A 20,765-nucleotide genomic window follows, 5' to 3' on the forward strand; every position below is an offset into this window, starting at 1 on the left:
GAACATTGCTTAAAGTTACATTTCCGGTATTGGTTACCACAAAGTTATAAGTGATGATATCCCCTACACTTGCTGTATTGTCCGCTCCTAAGTCTAAACTTCCATCTTTGGTGATGGCAATAGATGGAGCTAAACAAGCAGTTGAAACTGCATTATTAATTGCATTTGCGTAATTTCCTGTATAAGAAGCTGCTGTTACTTGGCCGTTAGCTGAAACTGCTGGTGTACCTGCACCATACATTCCGCCATCGCCACCATCTGCAATTGCAGAATTGTAATACTCATTAGCATCTGAACATGTGTCATTGTCAGAGTCTAAATCAACTCGATTTGGAATTCCGTCCATATCGGCATCACACTCCAAATACATGTTGATTGCATACGTTGGTTCTGCGAGTGCAACTGTTGTTGAAAAACCAAATGATTTTGCTCCAAAATTAGTGTTTACAAATCTCCAATTTCCAAACTCTTCTGTTGAAGCATCTGTGTTTAGATTGCTTAATATTTTTTGATTTGGTGTTTCAGAAGTACTCCATTGACCTGCTACTGGTGCTTGATTTGTAAGACCAGGAATTGTAACAGGTGTTACAGATGCACCATCATAAATATGTAAAGTTTTTGTATCGTTTGCATAAAATCTTGGATCATGAGACAAAGCTACAAAGGCACTTACACTTCCCGTAATTGTCCAATTTGAAGGTAATTCACCATTTTTAGTCCACCAAGCATCTGCTGTTGGGTGAACTGAAGCATTGGTAATCGAAACAATTACAGCTCCAGAATTTGCTGGATAGCCATAAAGATTACTTAAATCAGCTGATACATTTTGATTTCTTTGACCAGGTGTAAGACCAAAATGAGAAGGTGCAATATCGATAGCTAAGCCACTACCAAAAGCAGTAACCATGTCATCGTAAGTATTACTACATTCTGTTGTGTCTAATACACCATCATTATCATCATCATTATCACAAAAATCGCTAATTCCATCTCCATCAGAGTCAGGATTAGTAGCAGAGATAACACATGGATCAAATATTATTACTGTAACTGTAGCCGTATCACAATTGGTTGGATTAGCAACTTCACAAATTGTATAATCAATTGTATAAGTTCCAGCAGGTGTATTTGCCGCAACTGTTACTTCTCCCGTTGCTGGGTTGATAGACAATTGTGGTGTTGCTGTAGAAGTTAATGTTACATCCGATGGCACAACTGGTGCTCCATTAAGTGTATCATTTGTAAATACATTACCTACAACAGTAGATGTTGTAGCCACTGGAGCTGGACCATAAGTATCATTTACTGCATCAATTGGATTATTACATGCAAAAGCAATATCAGTATATGAAAAATCTGGACTACCCGTAGCCATTGTTGTATCATACTTAAACACAACTGCTCCGATATTAGATAAATTAACTCCTGTACCTACAAGCGGCGTAAAACTATTAAAGTTGATAGTTTCTGTTTGATTTGTTAAATTAGGTAACGCAGGATACGTTTTAGTATAGCTTGAAGCCGCACCAGCATTTGACCATAACTCAATAGTTACTTTTATTACAGTTGCATCTTTATTTGCCTTTAAAGAAAAACCATCAATTCCACTAAAATCTAAACCTCCCAATCCTGTTGGGTTTAAGTTTTGAGCATCACCATCGACACCATCATACTGTATAGTTACCAAAGAACGGTTACCTGATCCGTGCGATACTTCGTGTGTTGAACTGATAACGCTAGCAACAATACTATTTAAACTTGTCGAAGAAGATTTGTTGGTTATTGAAATATCTCTTTCTGTTCCAAGATTTGATGTTCCATCTAAAATTTGAGTTGCATAGTCATTAGCAAGTGAAGTTGAATTAATTGAAGTAAGTACAGTGCTATTCCCTTCAATAAAATCACCACATGATATTGGACCAAAAACAGTTACCGAAACCGTAGCCGTATCACAATTTGTTGGATTAGCAATTTCACAAATTGTATAATTTATAGTATAAGTTCCTGCTGGTGTTCCAGGAGCAACTGTTACAGCACCTGTTGACGGATCAATTGATAATTGAGCCGTTGGTGTTGATGTTAACGTTACATTACTTGGTGTTGCCGGATTAGAACCCAATGTATCATTACCATAAACATTAATTCCCGCATTACCACCTGTAACTCCATTAACTGGTGTTGAAGCGGTATCGTTTACTGCATCGATTGGGTTGATACAATCATACGTATATTCAACTTCATAGTAATACATTGCTCTGGTAGTCTGATCTTGACTTCCTAAACTTGTTGATGAACCCGTTAATGTATACATTTGATTAGTTACATTTCCTGTACCAATAAAATTGGAAATTTCAGCAGGTGTAGAATAGGTTGCTGAACCTCCAAAAACAAAGTTATCATTTCCAAACTCATAATTACCTGTTGGGTAAAAATTTGTTCCTGGAAAATTAGGATTTTTAACTAACTCAAGCGTGTTGCTATAAGTATTACCAGCAATATCAAAATTAATAGTTGAGAATGTTCTAAAATAGACATTAGAGCCTGTTGGTGAATCTATTCCAAAAGAAAGGCTATGACTAAATCGCACTCCATAATCTACTTTTACATTAGTTAATATTCTATTTGTACCTTGATCAAACTGCGGAACTAACCCAGAAGTAAATAAATCTGTAGTTAAAAATGGTGAATAGAATTTGTATGTAATTACATTTCCAGTAGAAGCAGTACTACAAGCAACAGAGCAAGTGCCAGTATTAGTCACAGTTACTGTTTCTGGCGAGCCAGTAGTTGGTGAAATTGTGATTGTAAAATCACCAGCTCCAAGAGTTCCATTTGGTATTTTAAAATAGGTTGGAACGCCACCAAAAACATTGGTTGCTGGTGCATTATCCAGGGTTGTTATAGTAACCGGATTTCCTGCAAATGTTGCTGTTACGCTATAATTAGATTCTGTAGCAGGATTTAATTGAAACATCACGTAATCATCGGTAGCATCTTCAAATGTTCCGTTGTTTGAACATGAAATATCTGAAACCTCAGAATTTACAACACATACAGTTACGGTTGCTGAATCACAGTTATCATCAACTAATAGTTCTGTATTGGCATTCGGCCCCTTACCTTCCTTATCAATAGCTGTTTGTCTTGAAGAACCAAAACAAATAGTATAATCTATTGTGTAAGTTCCTGATGGTGTATTTGGAGCTACAGTCACAGTTCCATTTGGATTAACTGTCAAATAAGCAGTTGGAGTAGATGTAATGACAACATGAGCTGGATTTAAAGGATTTCCAAATGTTGTATCATTTGTTAAAACGTTAAAATCAGTATTACCTCCTGCCGAACCAATTACACAATTTGGACTAGTATCATCGTTTGCAACAATTGACGGCACTAGCACTTCAACAGTAACTGTAGCAGTATCACAAATCGATGGATTGGTCGCATCACAAATAGTATAGTCGATAGTGTATGTTCCTACAGGTGTATTGGCAGCAACTGTTACATTTCCAGTAGCTGAATCAATAGATAGTTGAGCAGTTGGTGTAGAAGTTAAAGTCACTTGAGTAGGAACAAAACTTACACCGTTCAATGTATCGTTAATATACACGTTTCCAACAACAGTTGCTGTACTTGGAGTATTTAATGGATCGAAGAAATCATCTACTGCGGTAATAGCAAGAGGCTCATTACATTGCTGAGAATTGAGTGTAACATTAACATATCTCGTGACGCAATCGTCCCAAGTAATTTTACACACGTACAGGCCATTATACGAAGGCGTGTAGTTGGCAATTGAATAACTTCTTATATTAGAAACAACAACACCTTGAGGATTTGTCCACTCATAAGTTGCACCTGCATAAAATGGAATTTCAAGAGTATAAGTTTCATTCTCGCATGGATGTTCAGTGTTTGATGTAACTAATGCTCCGATAGTATTTATTAATACTGACGAATTAAATGTTCCCCCACAAGCATCGAGTAACTGAAGCTCATATAGGGAATTTGCCGTTAAATTCTCAATTTTAGTGTTAGTAGAAGCATTATTTATTGTCGTCCAAGTAGATGCTCCTTGCAATCTATAATTTAGCGTTAATGGAGCAACCCCATTCAACACTACGTTTGCAGATCCTGTAGATAATGGATTCCCCATAGAGTCTTCACAAACTACACCTATCGACGAAGATATAATAGGACCTGTAGATTGGTTGGTAATCGTTACTGTTGAGCCTGGAACATAATAGAAGTTTCCAAGACAAGTATCTATACGCATTCTTGTAGTGTAAGTTCCTACAGGAATATTATTAAATGTACCCGTAAAATTACTTGCAATTATAGTTCCTGAATTATCTAAAAGTTCAACCACATTAGTATATGAACCGTTGTAAACTCTGGCAGAGTTTATGGTTCCTCCTCCAGAACAAAAAGAAGTTGCTGTTGAGCTAAGTCTTTGGTCAAGCATTTGCGCTTGTGTTGGCGCAACTGTAAAGCTTCCAGTATAGGTAGTTCCACACGAAGAGTAAGAAACTGTATAATTTCCTGGTAGCATGTTAGACCAGCCATAATACTGTAGGTTTAATAATGTAGCATTCACACCAACATTTGAAGGCCCTGCAGTAATTGTTACAACCGCATTGTTTCGGTCTGGTAAATATCCGTCTATTTGCACTACTACTTGTGTTGTGCCTGTTTGGGTTAGTGCTGGTATTGATGCATTACACTCATATAATCTGTACTCACGAAACGTTAAATTTGGTGTTCCAAGCGTTGTTGGATTATTTACTGTATGAGTAAGCGTATGTCCGCACGCGTCAACATAGGTTACCGTATAATCACCTAATGGCAATTGTGGCGTTTGCCAACTTCCAGGATCGTTATAATTTGTTAAGCTATAAACAACAGCATTGGCAGCATTTCTAACAGTAACATTTATTGGAAAAGTCCAATAATAATCTTGCGCTGAATAGGACGAAATCGTCATTGTTTCACTCGGAGCACATCCTTGTGTTCTAACATTCGGATTTATATCTAAAAATTCCGGATAATCTGTCGATGCAAAATTAATAACATTTGTCGATGTCAATCCACAAGCATTCGTAGTTGTAATATGATAAATACCCGAAGAACTTTTTATTAAATCGAGGGTAGATCCGGTATAAAAACCATCAAACAATATCGCTCCAGAAGCATTAGTATCCCTGATTACCAATTTGGCTCCCAAAGGTAAAAATGTCGAAGGAGCAACAATAGATCCTGTAGAAGGAGACGAAGCATACCATAAATCTGCCGTGATTTTAAGAATACCTGTGCCATCATCACAAGCTTTACGTGGTTTTAAGTAAATATTAAACGCCGGTAAAGCAGCCGAAATAGTCCTTGTAAACGTTGAAAAATTTCCACAAGCATCTTTAACACGGATTTGATAAGTACCAAATGATGTAACATTCACAACATTACTCGATGAATATGAACTTAAAGCGTCGTCATATGCTGGATTATTGTTTAGAATTACTGAATATTGATATGGTGCATTTCCACCTGTAACACTATTAATAGTAAAAGTTCCACCTGCTGTAAAATTTGTACAAACGTTAGATATGCTAATATTTGCATCCGTTATTGGTACATAATTTTCTGCAACATTGATGTTTGATGTATTTGAATACACTACGCTATTATCTAACGAGCATACAAAACGCACTTGGTAATTAGCACTTGCCTGCAAGTTTGAAAACGTAAAAGGACTCGTAGGATTAACTGTTGATTGCAAAACGGATCCGTTCAGCAATAACTGTATCGTAATGTGATCCACCGTATTAAAGGTTGCTGTAATGCTTCCATTACCTGCACAACTATTAGGTACAGTTACGATTGAAGATTTAACACTTCCCGGATCATCACAACCGCTTTGCGAAAAAACGTTACTCGACACCAATAAAAGCAAAAATAACATCAAACTTTTGAGCTTGTTGTTAATTAGATAGGAACTTGGCCTTCTATTTGTATAACGATTGAATATCATTTTTTCCATCTGTAGTTGTTTTTAATTAAAAAAACTGATTGTTTTAAGCTCGTTAAAGCAACAGTGGGAGAATTTTTTACTTGTTGTATTGTAGGACAACCCCTATTTGACTCATTAAAAAGTTCTTCAGACAATTGCGTTCGAAATGAAGAATTTTTTTTGAGAACTGTTGCATTTAAATTGTCGATGCCAGTAGTTTTTAGAACAAAATCCATATTAGCAACGTATGTCGCATGCGATGGTCTTAAGAGAAAACTCTGGTGGGTGCAAACCTTCTCGTTCGCGCAATGAGCAACACTAGAAAAATGAACAAATGACACAAACATTAATAGCATTTGCCACTTGTTAAAGATTTTTAGATAGTTTTTTTGTTTCATTGTTTTTGGTTTTAAGTAAAGACACGCTTCACTTCATTAAAATGTTTTACCAATAATTAAAAATAACATAGACACAAAAAGCAAGCTTGTAGGCTTGTGCTTTTTAAAATAGTAGGATTTATTTTGGAGATATTGGGCATGAGATAGCGTACAAATAACTTCGCAGCTATATTCAATTTACTTTCATCATAATTGCATTTTTTTTAGAAAATGTTAATAATTTCACTTTCATATGCATTCAAGATTTAGAAAAAATAGTAGATTGGGCGATTTCTTTAAAATTCAAAGCTGGAAGACACTAATAAGAAAACTGAAAGTCTTCTTAAAGTATCAAAACTTTATAGGAACAAATATTGGCATTTTTTATACACACCTTAGACGACACAGGTAGTCATTTCTTAAAATAACTTACTTAAAAATATAATTTATTAACATTCAAATATTTACATAATTATTACGAGTAGGTATAAGGGACTTTTTCACGTTTTAGCTTAACATTTTTAGGTATTTTGGCTATATTTGCGAGACAAAATTTGTCTATCAGTTGTGCTTTTTTAAGAAATAGTTAATAATTTCGAACAAAGACTTTTTACCGTAATGGAAAATTATTTTAACGAAAAAAAAATAAAACGAAATGAATTTGGTAGAAAATTAATGTTCTCGTTTTTGGGTATATTCATCTTTTATAACTTATTGATGTTAACCCTAAAATTTTTTGGCGATTACAAATTTTCAATTGACCAGCCTACCGTTTTTTTTAGTTTAATCATCACCTCATACTTCTGTTTTCTCACCACTAGAAAAAAATATGATTTTTGGCCACTTTTTAAAATCATAACTGTTGGGTTATATATTCTCGTAACCTATTTGGCACTGGTAACAGCTCATAAATCAATGATTCCTTGCTTATTTTATGTGCCCATTATATTAATGAGAATGATGCAAGCACCATTGGTAAAAAACATAATACTTTCAATACTTACCTTAATATTTTGTTTTTTCGTTGAATCAATTTCTGAATTTTTTGAATTCTCACAACCAATGATCCTATCAGAGGAACAAAAAAAAACGCTAGAATATTTAAGTTATATCATTCAAGTTTTAACAGCCTACCTTTCTATGCTAATATTATATTATTATAATGTCTTAAATAAGATTGATAATATCATAGAAACCAAGGAAATGATTAAATTGCACAAAAATGAGCGCCCACAAACTACTGAGATGAATGCCATGCAGCAATTATTTGAAAAAATCGTTTCTTATATGGAAGAAAAACAGCCGTACACTGATCCAAATTTTTCAATTCAACTGCTGTCGCAAAAGCTCAAATCTAATCCTACCTACATTTCCAGAGCATTGAACCAAGAAGGCGGAAAGAATTTTCCAGAATTTATTCAAGAATACCGAATAAAAAAAGTTATTAAAGAAATTGAAGCTCGTAATGGAAGAACGCTTGAAGAATTATATAAAAGTGCGGGATTTAAACAACAAACAACCTTTAATCGACGATTTAAGGAACTCACAGGAAAAACACCGTCAGAATATGTACTGCATATAGAACAAAATGGACTTAATCATTTTACTTGATTAATTTTGATTGCTCAATAAAAAACCAACAACCATGAACTTCAATAAACATCTATATGATAAGCAACGTCAATTTGGACTTTACCTCGTTTGGTCGGTTTTAGCAGTAATTATATATTTTTTGGCGTTGTCATTGTACCTCCCAACAATTGGGTATAAATTGTTAGTGCCTATTGAACTTTTAGTATTCACGTTTATCGTCATCTCATACACAAGTTACATCATTTCAAAAACAAGTTTTGAGTTTAAAACCATTTACAGGATTATTACCATCTCAATTACAATTATCGTATTTATTTTCAGCTTATTTATCAGTCATGCATCAATTATAATCTATTTTTACTATATCCCAATAGTAATGTTAGTACTCATGCTAACTAATTTAAAAAGAGCAACGATAACGGCATTAACACTATTATTTTTATGCTACCTAACCCCCACAATATCAAAAATGTTAGGCATCGGAAAACCAATAATATATTCCGAAACTGATATCTTCCTAAATAAAATTCAAGACTATTCAATTTTAGGATTTGTAACATATTTTTCATTTCTAATCCTTTATTTCAGTAATCAATTTAATAAAATTCAAACTCAAATTGACCTAATTGGTGAAGATCAAATCGCAAAGGACACAGAATTTATTGAAAAATTGAACCTAAAAACAGATCTCTCAAAAGAAAAGGTGGAAGAGCTATCCCGAAACATAACCGATTACTTTTCTCAAAAAAAACCATTCAAAAACCCCGAATTCAACCTCTCTATTATGGCTAAAGATCTCAATACCAATACCAATTATCTTTCACGAGTATTGGCAGATGCCTTTGGTAAAAGTTTTCGAGACCTCGTAAACGAATATCGCGTCAATTACGTAGTTGAAAAATTTAATGAGTCAGCCCATAAAAAATTCACAATAGAACATCTATACATCGAAGCAGGTTTCGAACAACAATCAACATTTAACCGAGTATTTAAAAAGCATACCGGCTTCACACCATCTCAATATATAGATATGTTAGAAAAATAAACAATAAGAACAATATAAATGTTAAAATATTTTTTACTTTAGCAATTGTAACCAAAACAAAAAAATAAACTTATGGGAGTAATAAAAGAATTTAAAGAATTTGCATTAAAAGGAAACGTTATCGACCTCGCAATAGGAGTTGTGATTGGTGCCGCATTTAGTGCCATAGTAAAATCACTAGTAGATGATGTTATCACACCATTAATTTTAAATCCAGCCTTGGAAGCCGCCGGTGTAAAAGATATTGCATCGCTAGAATGGAACAGCGTTAAATACGGAAATTTCTTATCAAACGTAATTTCGTTTTTTGTCGTTGCCATCGTTTTATTTATGATTGTGAAAGGAATCAACTCTTTGCGTAAAAAAGAAGAAGCCGCTCCAGCAGCTCCACCAGCACCTTCTAATGAAGAAAAATTGTTAATGGAAATTCGCGACGCACTAAAAAACCGTCCTTAATACCGCTACATTATATATTCTAACCCAACCGTTCTACACATAGAGCGGTTTTTTTTTATTCATATAAAAAAATCCTCGAATATCAATTATATTTGCATCTGCAAAAGATATAGTTTCAAGTTTCAAGTTTTAATCTTATGAAATCTAAAATCATATATCTGAAATAAAAAATTCTAAATCCAAAACAGAAATCGCAAATGAAAGTTGCAGTTGTTGGCGCCACCGGAATGGTAGGCGAAGTAATGCTTCAAGTATTATCCGAAAGAAATTTTCCCGTAACCGAATTAATCCCAGTCGCATCCGAGAAATCTGTAGGAAAAGAAATTGAATTTCAAGGTAAAAAATACGCCGTAGTAAACCTCGAAACTGCCGTAAAAATGCAACCGAATATTGCTCTTTTTTCCGCCGGAGGCGAAACCTCTCTCGAATGGGCTCCAAAATTTGCCCAAGCCGGAACCACAGTAATCGACAATTCTTCCGCTTGGCGAATGAACCCTGACAACAAATTAGTTGTCCCGGAAATCAACGCCAACCAACTCTCAAAAACAGACAAAATCATTGCAAATCCCAACTGTTCTACCATCCAAATGGTTCTCGCATTGGCTCCTTTGCACAAAAAATATAAAATCAAGCGCATCATTGTTTCTACCTACCAATCCATCACAGGAACAGGCGTAAAAGCCGTTCAACAGCTTGAAAACGAATATGTTGGAAACAAAGGAGAAATGGCTTACAAATATCAAATTCACCAAAACGCCATCCCACAATGCGACGTTTTTGAGGATAACGGCTACACCAAAGAAGAAATGAAACTCGTGCGCGAAACCAAAAAAATCCTTTCGGACAACACCATCGCTGTAAGTGCAACAGCCGTTCGCGTGCCTATCGTTGGCGGACATAGCGAAGCCGTAAACGTTGAGTTTGAGCACGATTTCGACCTATCAGAAGTAAGAAAAATTTTACACGAAACCCAAGGCGTGACCATACAAGACAACACCGACACTTTCACCTATCCCATGCCGCTATATGCAAAAGGAAAAGATGATGTTTTTGTAGGAAGAATCCGTCGAGACGAATCGCAACCCAATACTCTCAACATGTGGATTGTAGCCGATAACCTTCGAAAAGGTGCCGCCACAAACACCGTTCAAATTGCCGAATACCTCGTCAAAAATAATTTAGTTTAAAACACAAAAACGGTTGAAATTTCAGCCGTTTTTTTTTGGACGTTCCCCAATTTAGCACCAACCTGCAAAATAGAAAGTAACTGCAAAAATTGGGTTGTTCCGAAGCTTCGGGATCCATTACAAGTCCTCGTTCGTCGTGCCTCCTCACTGTGGGCTTTTCATTGCAATCCCTAACACGAACCCTGCTACAATCCAAATATTTTCTTAATCCAGAAGCCTTTTCAAAAAAACATCCCTACATTTGCAATTCGTATGAAAAAAATTTCCATCATAAGTTTGTCCATCGCTGTTGTGCTGCTGTTTACCATAGCATTTCAGGCCATGCACGCTTTTGAGCATTCGCATCATCACGATGAAAACAATACGGAAACGGCTCTTCACCTTAAAAAAATTCAAGAAAAGCACCACAACCACGAAAAATGTTTTGTGTGCGAATTTGCATTTACAAATGCAGCATTGCCACAATTACAAACATTTACCACCATTAGGTTTATTGACATTACCAAACAGCCAAAAATCACACTCCCCGAAAAAATTTCTACTTTTTCAGGAACCCTTCCCTCCCATCGCGGTCCGCCGTCTTGCTGATAATTTAATTTTTTTAGAAAAACTTTTTTTACGACAATTCCATATTTGAATTTGTCGGCAATTATCATTTTTCAGACCCTGAAAATCATGCGCTTTTTTATTTTTTTAGGTTTCCTTTGCTTAGGAATACCAAGTATTTGTTTTGCACAATTTACGTTTTCCGGTATGGTTGTAAACGCACAAAACCAGCCATTACCAGGAAGTATAGTCACGTTTAGTCAATACCAAACGGTTACTGAAACTAACGGAAAATTCCAGTTTACCAATATTGCTTCAGGAAAATACCGTTTAGAAGTTTCGTTTATCGGCTACCAAAAAAAAGTGCAAAACATTGCCATCAATTCCAATCAAAATGTAAAAATCGTTTTAACTCCTGAAACAAAAATCCTCGAATCCGTCACAGTTACCGCAGAAAATCAACCGAAACAATTACAGCACAAAACTTCCACCAGTATTGAGGTTGTAACTGAAAATTTTCTGAAAAAAAATCTCAGCGGAAGCCTCATGCAAACCCTCGAAAGAGTTGGAGGTATCAGCACCATTGCCATAGGTTCCGGACAATCGAAACCCATCATTCGGGGTTTAGGATTTAACAGAGTGGTCGTGGCGGAAAACGGTGTCAAACACGAAAGCCAACAATGGGGTTCGGATCATGGACTGGAAATTGATCAATTTTCGGTCAATAAAATAAAAATTGTCAAAGGACCTTCATCTCTGGCATTTGGTTCAGATGCGATTGGTGGTGTAGTTGAAATTGAAAAAGCAAAAGCACCAGAAAAAAATACTTTTGGCGGAAATCTTGACCTCACGACCAAAACCAACAATGATTTGTATGGCGGATCTCTAAACCTTTTCGGTAGAAAAAATTCACTTTTTTTCGATGCCAGGATTACTTCAATGGATTATGCGGATTATAAAGTTCCCGTGGATTTTATCAACATTTATTCGTATCAAGCACCACTTTTTAAGAATAGAATGCGAAATACGGCCGGAAAAGAGCTCAATCTCCACTTTAATTTTGGAGTTATGAAAGACAATTTTTCGTCCATTTTTTATGTGAGTAATTTCAAAATGAAATCTGGACTTTTCGCTAATGCTCACGGCTTGGAACCTCGAAATGTGGACACGGATTTACACGATTTTTCTCCGCGAGACATTCAAAATCCGTATCAAGATGTGAATCATTTTAAAGTCATTAATCGAACCAAATTTACCTTTGAAAAACACCGTTTAGAACTGGAGTTGGGTTACCAAAATAACTTTCGGGAAGAATTTTCCGATTACATTCCGCATGGTTTTATGCCTTCAAATTATCCGGAAAATTTACGGTATCCAGAAACGCTGGAGCGAGGTTTCAGTAAAAATGTCTATTCGCTTAATGCCAAAGATATTTTTTCGGCTGGAAATCATCAAATCACAATGGGTTTCAACGGCGAACATCAAGATAATAATATCGATGGTTGGGGTTTTGTAATCCCAGAATTTGAACAAACTAATGCGGGAATTTTTGCCTTAGATCAGTTTAAAATCAATGAAAAATTATTGGTTAATGCAGGTATTCGGTATGATTTTGGGCAAATCACTACCGGAAATTATTTCGATTGGTTTGCTTCGCCAATTAATGATACCGAAGCATTTTTACAACGAGCAACCGCCTTGAAACGAAATTTCGGCAATATTTCTTGGGGAATTGGTGCTAATTATAATCTGGAAAATTTTAGCTACAGAATCAACGTAGGTAAAAGTTTTAGAATGCCGATTGCCAAAGAATTGGCTTCAAATGGTGTCAATTACCATCAATTTAGTTACGAATTAGGAAACGCTAACCTCAACCCAGAAGAAGCGTATCAATTTGACTTAGGCTTAACTTTTGAAAAAAATAATTTTTCCGCAGATTTGAGTCCGTTTTTTAATTATTTTACCAATTATATTTACCTCAACCCTACCGCAAATTTCGATTATTCCTACGGAGCCGGAAACCAGATTTACGAATATACCCAAAGTGAAGTGATGCAATATGGTGCGGAATTGAAGCTGAATTATCGCTTTACGCAAAATTATTCCGCAGAAATTATTGGCGAATATATTTATTCCGAACAATTATCTGGCGCAAAAAAGGGATTCACGTTGCCTTTTTCCCCTCCAGCTTCGGTACTATTTAATTTTTCTTATAACGGAAATTTAGGCAAAAACTTCCCGAATGCCTTTGCCGGAATCGATTTTAAATATGTTGCCGCTCAAAATCTCATCGTTCCACCTGAAAACAAAACTCCAGATTATCAATTGATTAACCTTCAATTTGGCACCGATTTTTTCTTGTCAAAACAAAAAATAGGCGTTTATTTTCAGGTTCAAAATTTACTCAACTCGAAGAATTTCAACCATACCAGTTTTTACCGTTTAATCGGTGTTCCCGAACCCGGACGCAATTTTGTAATGAATGTAAAAATTCCATTTTTATTTTAATCGATGATGAAAAAAGTCAACCTGTCTGTTTTTACAGCTGCAATTTTAGCGATACTTGTGATGTTCACGGTTTCGCTGAAACCTTTGCACGAGTTGACTGTACATCACTTCGAATACAATAAAATTTCCCCTAACAAAACGTTTGTGAGTGAAAAAGAACCGCATTGTCCTATTTGCGAATTGCAGGTTCATTATTTTGACCAATCATTTTACATTTTTGAACTAAAAAAAATTTCTTCGGAAATAAAAAAATCAATAACCCATTTCCACTTTGAGTATCTTGAAAAGAATGTTTATGCTAAAAAAGGACGAGCTCCTCCCTTGTTTTTCGACCCTTAGAAAATTCAATTAAAAAATTCAAAATCTTTATTTATAAAAAATGAAAAACACCACTAAATTTTTAGGAATATTCGCAGTCGTATTATCAACTTTTTTTGTCTCTTGTAGCAGCGATGACAATAATGATATGATTGCCAACAACATTGAGATAGATTTAACCGAAGTGGGTTCGGCAAATTCTGGACAAGCCACAGCAGGACAAGATTTACACTTGGAAGGCGAAATTTTGGCAAGTCAAAAAATTGCTACCGTTGTAGTTGAATTACATCATGAAACGGATACAAATGCTCCGGAAATTACGCAAACTTTCACCAATTATAATGGTCAATTAAATGCTACATTTCATGAACATATCTTGATTCCGGCGAATCAACCCGCTGGTCATTACCATTTGCATTTTACAGTTGTGGACCAAAATGGAAACAGCGAAAGTGTAGATCGTGACGTAGAAATCATTTCTGCTTCTGCTTTGTTTTCGGTTAATTTAACTGAATTTGGCCATGGAACTCCGGGAAATTATCATGGTCATCCGGGTCAGGATTTGCACATTGAAGGCGTTATTACATCAGTTAATCCAATTAGCACAATTTCTATCGAAATGCATCATGAAACTAACGCTTCAGCACCACATATTGAAGCAGTTTACACAGATTATGCCGGACAAACAAATGTGAATTTTCACAAACATTTGTTGATCCCTGCTAATCAGCCCACTGGTGATTACCACGTTCATTTCACGGTAAGTGACAATCAAGGGAACAGCCAGGAATTTGATTACGAATTTACAATTGAATAATGTTCAAAATAAATCGGTTGCTGGAAAATTTTCGGCAACCGATATTTTAAATTTAAAATTTTAATTATGAAAAAAATAAAAATCTTTTCGGCTTTAATTGCTGCGGTTATTTTAACAAATTGTAGTGGCAATGACGATGCTCAAGACACCACAAAACCAGTGATTAATTTAAATATTGAAAGCGGATTTCCTACGAGTTGTGCGGTGGTGCAACGTGGAAGCATTTTTCCGTTTAAAGCCCAATTTTCTGACAATGACCAATTGGGTTCCTATAGTATTGGGTTCCATTCTAATTTCGACCATCACTCACACGACACTGAAATTGACGCTTGTCCGCTTGATCCGGTTAAAACTGCTGTAAATGATTGGCGCGAAATTTTTACGTTTGACATTCCAGAAAATCTTCAAGAATATACTGCAACACACAATATTGAAATCCCGGATGACATTGACACCGGAGATTACCATGTGGAAATAAAAGTGACGGATGCAAACGGTTGGTCCACTTTGAAAGGAATCAGCATTAAAATTGTTGATTAATTTTAAAAACGTTTTTTATTTTTCTGAAAGCATATCGTTAAATTTGGTGAAATTTAAAATCAACACAATGAAAAAAGCAGTAATATTAATCATTACCGCAGCTGCATTTTTATCATGTAAAGAAGAAGTTGTGAAGCAGGAAAAAATAACGCTTAAATATCCGGAAACTAAAAAAGTGGATACGGTTAACAATTATTTTGGAACCGAAATCAAAGACCCTTATCGTTGGTTAGAAGACGACAAATCGGACGAAACCGGAGCTTGGGTAAAGGCACAAAACGAGGTGACTTTTGGGTATTTAGAAAAAATAAAATATCGAAACGATTTGAAAAAACGTTTGGAAAAATTGTGGAATTACGAAAAAATTTCCGCTCCTTGGAAAGAAGGTGATTTTACTTATTATTTTAAAAATGACGGTTTGCAAAATCAAGCGGTTTTGTATAGAAAAAACGCCAACGGCAAAGAAGAAATTTTCATCGACCCAAATACATTTTCTAAAGATGGAACCACCTCACTTTCTGGAATTGAATTTTCTAAAAATGGTGCCATTGCTGCCTATTCCATTTCCGAAGCTGGAAGTGATTGGAACAAAATTGTGATTATTGATGCCGTTTCAAAGGAAAAAATAGAAACTGAAATTAATGATGTAAAATTTAGTGGCATCGCTTGGTTTGGCAACGACGGATTTTATTATTCGAGTTATGACAAACCGACCGGAAGTCAACTTTCGGCAAAAACCGACCAACATAAATTGTATTACCACAAATTAGGTACTTCGCAAAAAGAGGACAAAGTTATTTTTGGGCAAAATGAAAAACGACGTTACGTTGGTGCCGGAGTTACCGAAGACAATCGATATTTAGTAATTTCTGCTGCAAATGCTACTTATGGAAACGAGTTGTATTTAAAAGATTTATCAGTTCCAAACAGTACAATCGTGAAAGTTGTCGATAATTTTAATAGCGATAATAGCGTAATTGACAATGTTGGCACAAAACTTTACATCAACACCGATTTGAACGCGCCAAATCAACGCATTGTCACGGTTGATGCCACAAATCCTGGTGTTGCCAACTGGAAAGACCTGATTCCTGAAACCGAAAACGTGCTTTCAGCCAATAAAGGTGGTGGATACATTTTTGCCCATTACATGAAAGATGCCGTTTCGCAAGTGAAACAATACGATTATAATGGGAAATTAGTTCGAGAGATTAAATTGCCGGGAATTGGTTCTGCTGGTGGTTTTGGAGGCAAAAAAGAAGACAAGGAACTATATTATTCGTTTACCAATTATACCACTCCGGGAACCATTTATAAATTTGACCCAAAAAGTGGAAATTCCAACGTTTATGCACAACCGAAAGTAGATTTTAACCCGAACGATTACGAAAGCAAACAGGTTTTTTACGCTTCGAAAGACGGTACAAAAGTACCGATGATTATTACCTACAAAAAAGGCATAGAATTGAATGGCAAAAACCCAACGATTTTGTATGCTTACGGAGGATTTAATGTGAGTTTAACGCCAGCTTTTTCAATATCCAATGCCGTTTGGTTAGAGCAAGGTGGTATTTATGCAGTACCCAATATTCGTGGTGGTGGAGAATATGGAAAAAAATGGCACGAAGGTGGCATTCAGCAGAAAAAGCAAAATGTTTTTGATGATTTTATCGCTGCCGCAGAATTTTTGATTAAAGAAAAATATACGTCTTCTGATTATTTAGCGATTAGAGGTGGATCAAACGGTGGCCTTTTAGTTGGAACCGTGATGACGCAAAAACCAGAGTTGATGAAAGTGGCTTTGCCAGCCGTTGGTGTTTTAGACATGTTAAGATACCATACTTTTACCGCAGGAGCTGGTTGGGCTTATGATTATGGAACTTCTGAAGATTCAAAAGAAATGTTTGATTATTTGTTGAAATATTCTCCGGTTCACAACGTAAAACAAGGAGTAAAATATCCTGCAACATTAGTAACTACGGGAGATCACGATGATCGAGTGGTTCCGGCACATAGTTTTAAATTTGCTGCAGAATTACAAGCGAAACAATCAGGCGACAATCCTGTTTTGATTAGAATTGAAACTAATGCAGGTCACGGAGCTGGAAAACCAGTTTCGAAAACCATTGAAGAAATTGCCGATATCATGGCGTTTACGCTGTACAATTTCGGTTATGGAGAATTACCGGTTGAGAAGTGATTCTACAACAAAAAACAATCCCGATTCAGTTGAGTCGGGATTGTTTTTATATTCCGAAACTAATTCTACCTTCGCTCCACCTACTATTTAAACTCAAAATTAAACAAAATTCTGCGAAAGTCTCCTTACCTCGCAGCAATCAAACTATTTTAAGTTATTGTATTCGATATAAAATATTTTGGAAAACGACTACTGTAATAGTGAAATAACAGCATTAATTTCTACAATGATTAAATCTTATCTATGATAAAAATTAGCCTGCAAGGTCAGGAGACTTTCGCAGAGCAAATTGCTATGAAAGAAAAATTTCGGAGAGTGTTGCGAACTTTATAACGGCAACATCGCCGAGACCTTCTGGCGCACCAACAGTGACAACATCAAACGTTCCTATGGTTATCAATACGATGCATTAAACAGGCTGAACAAAGCTTTTTACGCTAAAAATAATGGTATTACAAATGCTTATGATGAGGATATTTCTTATGATAAAAATGGGAATATTACCCGGTTAAACAGAAACGGTGCTAGAGACGCAGCTACAGGCATGATGATTGACGACCTCCAATACGGTTATTCCAACTCCAAACCCAACCAATTAGAGATAGTAGATGACAACGCAAGTCCTGAGGGATTTAAACCCGGGCCCAATACAGAAAATCGTTATCATTATGACGATAACGGCAACATGATAAGTGACCAAAACAAAGACATTACAAACATCAGCTACAACCATCTCAACTTACCAATTGCCATCACTTTTGGAAATGGGAATACTATTAAGTATCTTTACGATGCCGCCGGGACGAAGGTGAGAAAACAAGTAGGTGCCAATGGTGAAGAAACCACAACAGATTATATAACAGGTTATCAATATGTTGATGAAACTTTGCAGTTTTTTCCAACTACCGAAGGATATGTGAAAGTCATACCTTCAAGAACGGGATTTAGGTATCCTTATGTTTTTAATTATTTAGATCATTTAGGAAATGTAAGGATTTCCTATGGAGCTGATGGATTGATGCAAACCGCAACAATAATGGAAGAAAACCATTATTATCCGTTTGGGCTTAAACATAAAAATTATAATGTTGAAAAATACAAACACGAGTTGGACAACGAGTTTTTAATTTTAAACCCAACAGTTTCTACGGGGTATAATTATAAGTTCCAAGGTCAGGAGCGCCAAGACGAGTTGGGGCTTAACTGGGACAGCTTTAAGTGGCGTAATTATGACTATGCGATTGGGAGATTTATGAATATTGACCCTTTAGCAGAGGACTATAGCTATCAATCTCCATATGCTTTCGCTGAAAACAAAGTTATTGACCATTATGAACTTGAAGGGCTTGAGGGTGTTCCAGTAAATCCTATTAATAAATTTGGGAGTTATATAAAAAACAAGTTCGATATGGCTGTTTATGAAACTAATAGAGCAGTAAGCAGTGCTGTAAATAGAGTTTCAAATGCAATCAGTAGTTTGGAGATTGAACAAAAAGATGGATATAATTTATCTGGAAACAAAAGAGGCGTTGCAGGAAGCACAGGATTCTTCAATGAAGCGAAAGGTGCTATGGCAAGTGGGACTTTAGATGGTGAAACTTTGTCAACTTTGTCAGACCTTTACGGACCAGATTTTTCTGGAGTTCCAGAAGGAGCGCAATTTCTTGTTGACATATATCAAACTTTCTTTGAAGGTGGTGACAGTAGTTCTTCTTCAAGTTCTGGAAATAAAAAATCATCGCCGAACCCCAAAGAAAGCATAGGGACAACTTCAGAAAAAAGCGATATAATTGAAGTGAAAATACCTAAATCAACATTTTATATTAGCCCTAATTTAAAATCAGCGAATCATCATTTCAAAGATACTACTGTTAAGAAAATTGATTCAGCCAAAGTAGTTAATGATGCTAAAAGTAAACAAAATGAAGATGTTAAAAAATTTAATAAAAAGAATGGAACGAATTTTTAAGATAACTAAGTGTTTTTTAATTGCTCTAATTTTAATTTCTTGTCATACTAGTGGAAAAAAGGATTCAACTGAAATACATGAGGAGCATTTAAATAACAGTAAAATTTTATCGCATACTTTTCCAGATACTGTGAAAATAAATAAAGTTATTGAGGGTAGTCTACAATACGATGTTAACAATATCGGTTTTGACTCCGATTCGATAAGCAGTAGATTCTTAGAACTTCTGTTATCGACAAGTATTAATAAAGAATTAGCAGATTACAAGGATATTGACAGAAATCGTTTATTATCATTTGTTGATTCATTATCTGTCGGTAAATTTAAGTTTTATGCTGTTTTTGAAAAAAAAGGACAACAAACTCTTAACATAGCTATACGTGACTATATGTATTTAAAGCCAGATAAAAATACACCTTTAGATGAAGTAAAGTTAAGAACTAGTGATTGTCTATTTTCGAAAGAAGTTTATGTAATTGATTAATGTATGTCTGTAAAATTTAGTAATTTCCACAACCCCCGATAGCGTGGATTTGCAACCCGATAGCGCGGATTTACAATCCGTGCCCGCAATGAATTGAAAATCAAATAAATTAGGTATATATTTCATATATTTTAAAATAAATTTAAACGCCATGTCCACAAAAACAAACCCCGATAGCGCGGGCATAAATTAGATATCATTTTATTAGATTTATTTTGATGTAGATAATGGGCACGGATTGCAAATCCGCGCGATCGGATTTTTTTTCGTTCGCTATTAAAAAAACCTAATCATTCGACCTCGCAATTTGAAACAAAAAATCCTCGGAAATTAAATTTTTAATACTCCGGAGCCAATTCTATTTCGAGTCCGTTGAGTTCTTCCGTGATGTGGATTTGGCAACCCAATCGGCTATTATCTTTTACGTTAAAAGCTTCCGAAAGCATTGCTTCTTCATCGTCTTGCATTTCGGGCAAAGTGACGTCGTTTAAAACATAACATTGACACGAAGCACACATTGCCATGCCTCCACAAACGCCAATGGTTCCTTCTGGAGCTAATTCATAAGCACGAACGAGTTCCATGATGTTCATATTCATGTCCGTTGGGGCTTCCACTTGATGCGAATTCCCCTCGCGATCGATAATTTTTATTGTGATGTCCATATAAGTAATGAAAATTGAGAATCGAGAATCGGCTTTTAAAAAATCTTAAAACTTGA

At 35.6% G+C, this 20,765-nt stretch carries 14 protein-coding genes; 12 read left to right on the plus strand and 2 right to left on the minus strand.

Annotated elements, in window-relative coordinates:
• The coding region (locus tag GV828_RS11920) for a beta strand repeat-containing protein (RefSeq protein WP_166537728.1) at positions 1 to 6,034 on the minus strand (6,034 nt) is incomplete at its 3' end.
• A gap of 965 nt (positions 6,035 to 6,999) precedes the next feature.
• Here GV828_RS11920 and GV828_RS11925 point away from each other — a divergent pair.
• The 12 genes from GV828_RS11925 to GV828_RS11980 all read left to right on the plus strand — a co-directional run bounded on the left by GV828_RS11925 (position 7,000) and on the right by GV828_RS11980 (position 20,044).
• Complete coding sequence (locus GV828_RS11925) at positions 7,000 to 7,992, plus strand: helix-turn-helix domain-containing protein (protein ID WP_166537729.1); 993 nt, start codon at positions 7,000 to 7,002, stop codon at positions 7,990 to 7,992.
• A 34-nt stretch (positions 7,993 to 8,026) separates the two neighbouring features.
• Positions 8,027 to 9,019, plus strand: a complete 993-nt coding sequence (locus tag GV828_RS11930; RefSeq protein ID WP_166537730.1) for a helix-turn-helix domain-containing protein — start codon at positions 8,027 to 8,029, stop codon at positions 9,017 to 9,019.
• Positions 9,020 to 9,091: 72 nt separating this feature from the next.
• The gene (mscL, locus tag GV828_RS11935; protein ID WP_166537731.1) at positions 9,092 to 9,475 is read left to right on the plus strand and encodes a large conductance mechanosensitive channel protein MscL; all 384 of its coding nucleotides are present in this window, start codon (positions 9,092 to 9,094) and stop codon (positions 9,473 to 9,475) included.
• A 197-nt stretch (positions 9,476 to 9,672) separates the two neighbouring features.
• The gene (locus GV828_RS11940; RefSeq protein WP_166537732.1) at positions 9,673 to 10,662 is read left to right on the plus strand and encodes an aspartate-semialdehyde dehydrogenase; all 990 of its coding nucleotides are present in this window, start codon (positions 9,673 to 9,675) and stop codon (positions 10,660 to 10,662) included.
• A gap of 252 nt (positions 10,663 to 10,914) precedes the next feature.
• Positions 10,915 to 11,250 (plus strand): hypothetical protein, encoded by a 336-nt coding sequence (locus GV828_RS11945; RefSeq protein ID WP_166537733.1) that lies wholly within the window; start codon positions 10,915 to 10,917, stop codon positions 11,248 to 11,250.
• 165 nt (positions 11,251 to 11,415) lie between these two features.
• Positions 11,416 to 13,716, plus strand: a complete 2,301-nt coding sequence (locus tag GV828_RS11950) for a TonB-dependent receptor (protein ID WP_208103194.1) — start codon at positions 11,416 to 11,418, stop codon at positions 13,714 to 13,716.
• Between the two features lie 3 nt (positions 13,717 to 13,719).
• Positions 13,720 to 14,055, plus strand: coding sequence for a hypothetical protein (locus tag GV828_RS11955; RefSeq protein WP_166537734.1), 336 nt, complete (start codon positions 13,720 to 13,722; stop codon positions 14,053 to 14,055).
• Positions 14,056 to 14,095: 40 nt separating this feature from the next.
• Entirely contained in the window at positions 14,096 to 14,851 is a 756-nt protein-coding gene (locus tag GV828_RS11960) for a DUF4625 domain-containing protein (RefSeq protein WP_166537735.1), read from the plus strand.
• 66 nt (positions 14,852 to 14,917) lie between these two features.
• Positions 14,918 to 15,391 (plus strand): DUF4625 domain-containing protein, encoded by a 474-nt coding sequence (locus GV828_RS11965; RefSeq protein ID WP_166537736.1) that lies wholly within the window; start codon positions 14,918 to 14,920, stop codon positions 15,389 to 15,391.
• 67 nt (positions 15,392 to 15,458) lie between these two features.
• Positions 15,459 to 17,591 carry a prolyl oligopeptidase family serine peptidase gene (locus GV828_RS11970; protein WP_166537737.1) on the plus strand — a complete coding sequence of 711 codons (2,133 nt, stop codon included), beginning with the start codon at positions 15,459 to 15,461 and terminating at the stop codon, positions 17,589 to 17,591.
• 544 nt (positions 17,592 to 18,135) lie between these two features.
• Positions 18,136 to 19,560, plus strand: a complete 1,425-nt coding sequence (locus tag GV828_RS13210) for an RHS repeat domain-containing protein (RefSeq protein WP_235935465.1) — start codon at positions 18,136 to 18,138, stop codon at positions 19,558 to 19,560.
• Positions 19,544 to 20,044 (plus strand): hypothetical protein, encoded by a 501-nt coding sequence (locus GV828_RS11980; protein ID WP_166537738.1) that lies wholly within the window; start codon positions 19,544 to 19,546, stop codon positions 20,042 to 20,044. Before GV828_RS13210 ends, GV828_RS11980 begins: the two co-directional genes overlap by 17 nt.
• Before the next feature lie 338 nt (positions 20,045 to 20,382).
• Here GV828_RS11980 and GV828_RS11985 read toward each other — a convergent pair whose 3' ends face one another.
• A complete protein-coding gene (locus GV828_RS11985; protein WP_166537739.1) occupies positions 20,383 to 20,709 on the minus strand; it encodes a 2Fe-2S iron-sulfur cluster-binding family protein in 327 nt (108 codons plus the stop codon).
• Positions 20,710 to 20,765: the final 56 nt, after the last annotated feature.

Origin of the sequence: Flavobacterium ichthyis (genome assembly GCF_009915155.1) — a bacterium.
Lineage (GTDB): Bacteria > Bacteroidota > Bacteroidia > Flavobacteriales > Flavobacteriaceae > Flavobacterium > Flavobacterium ichthyis.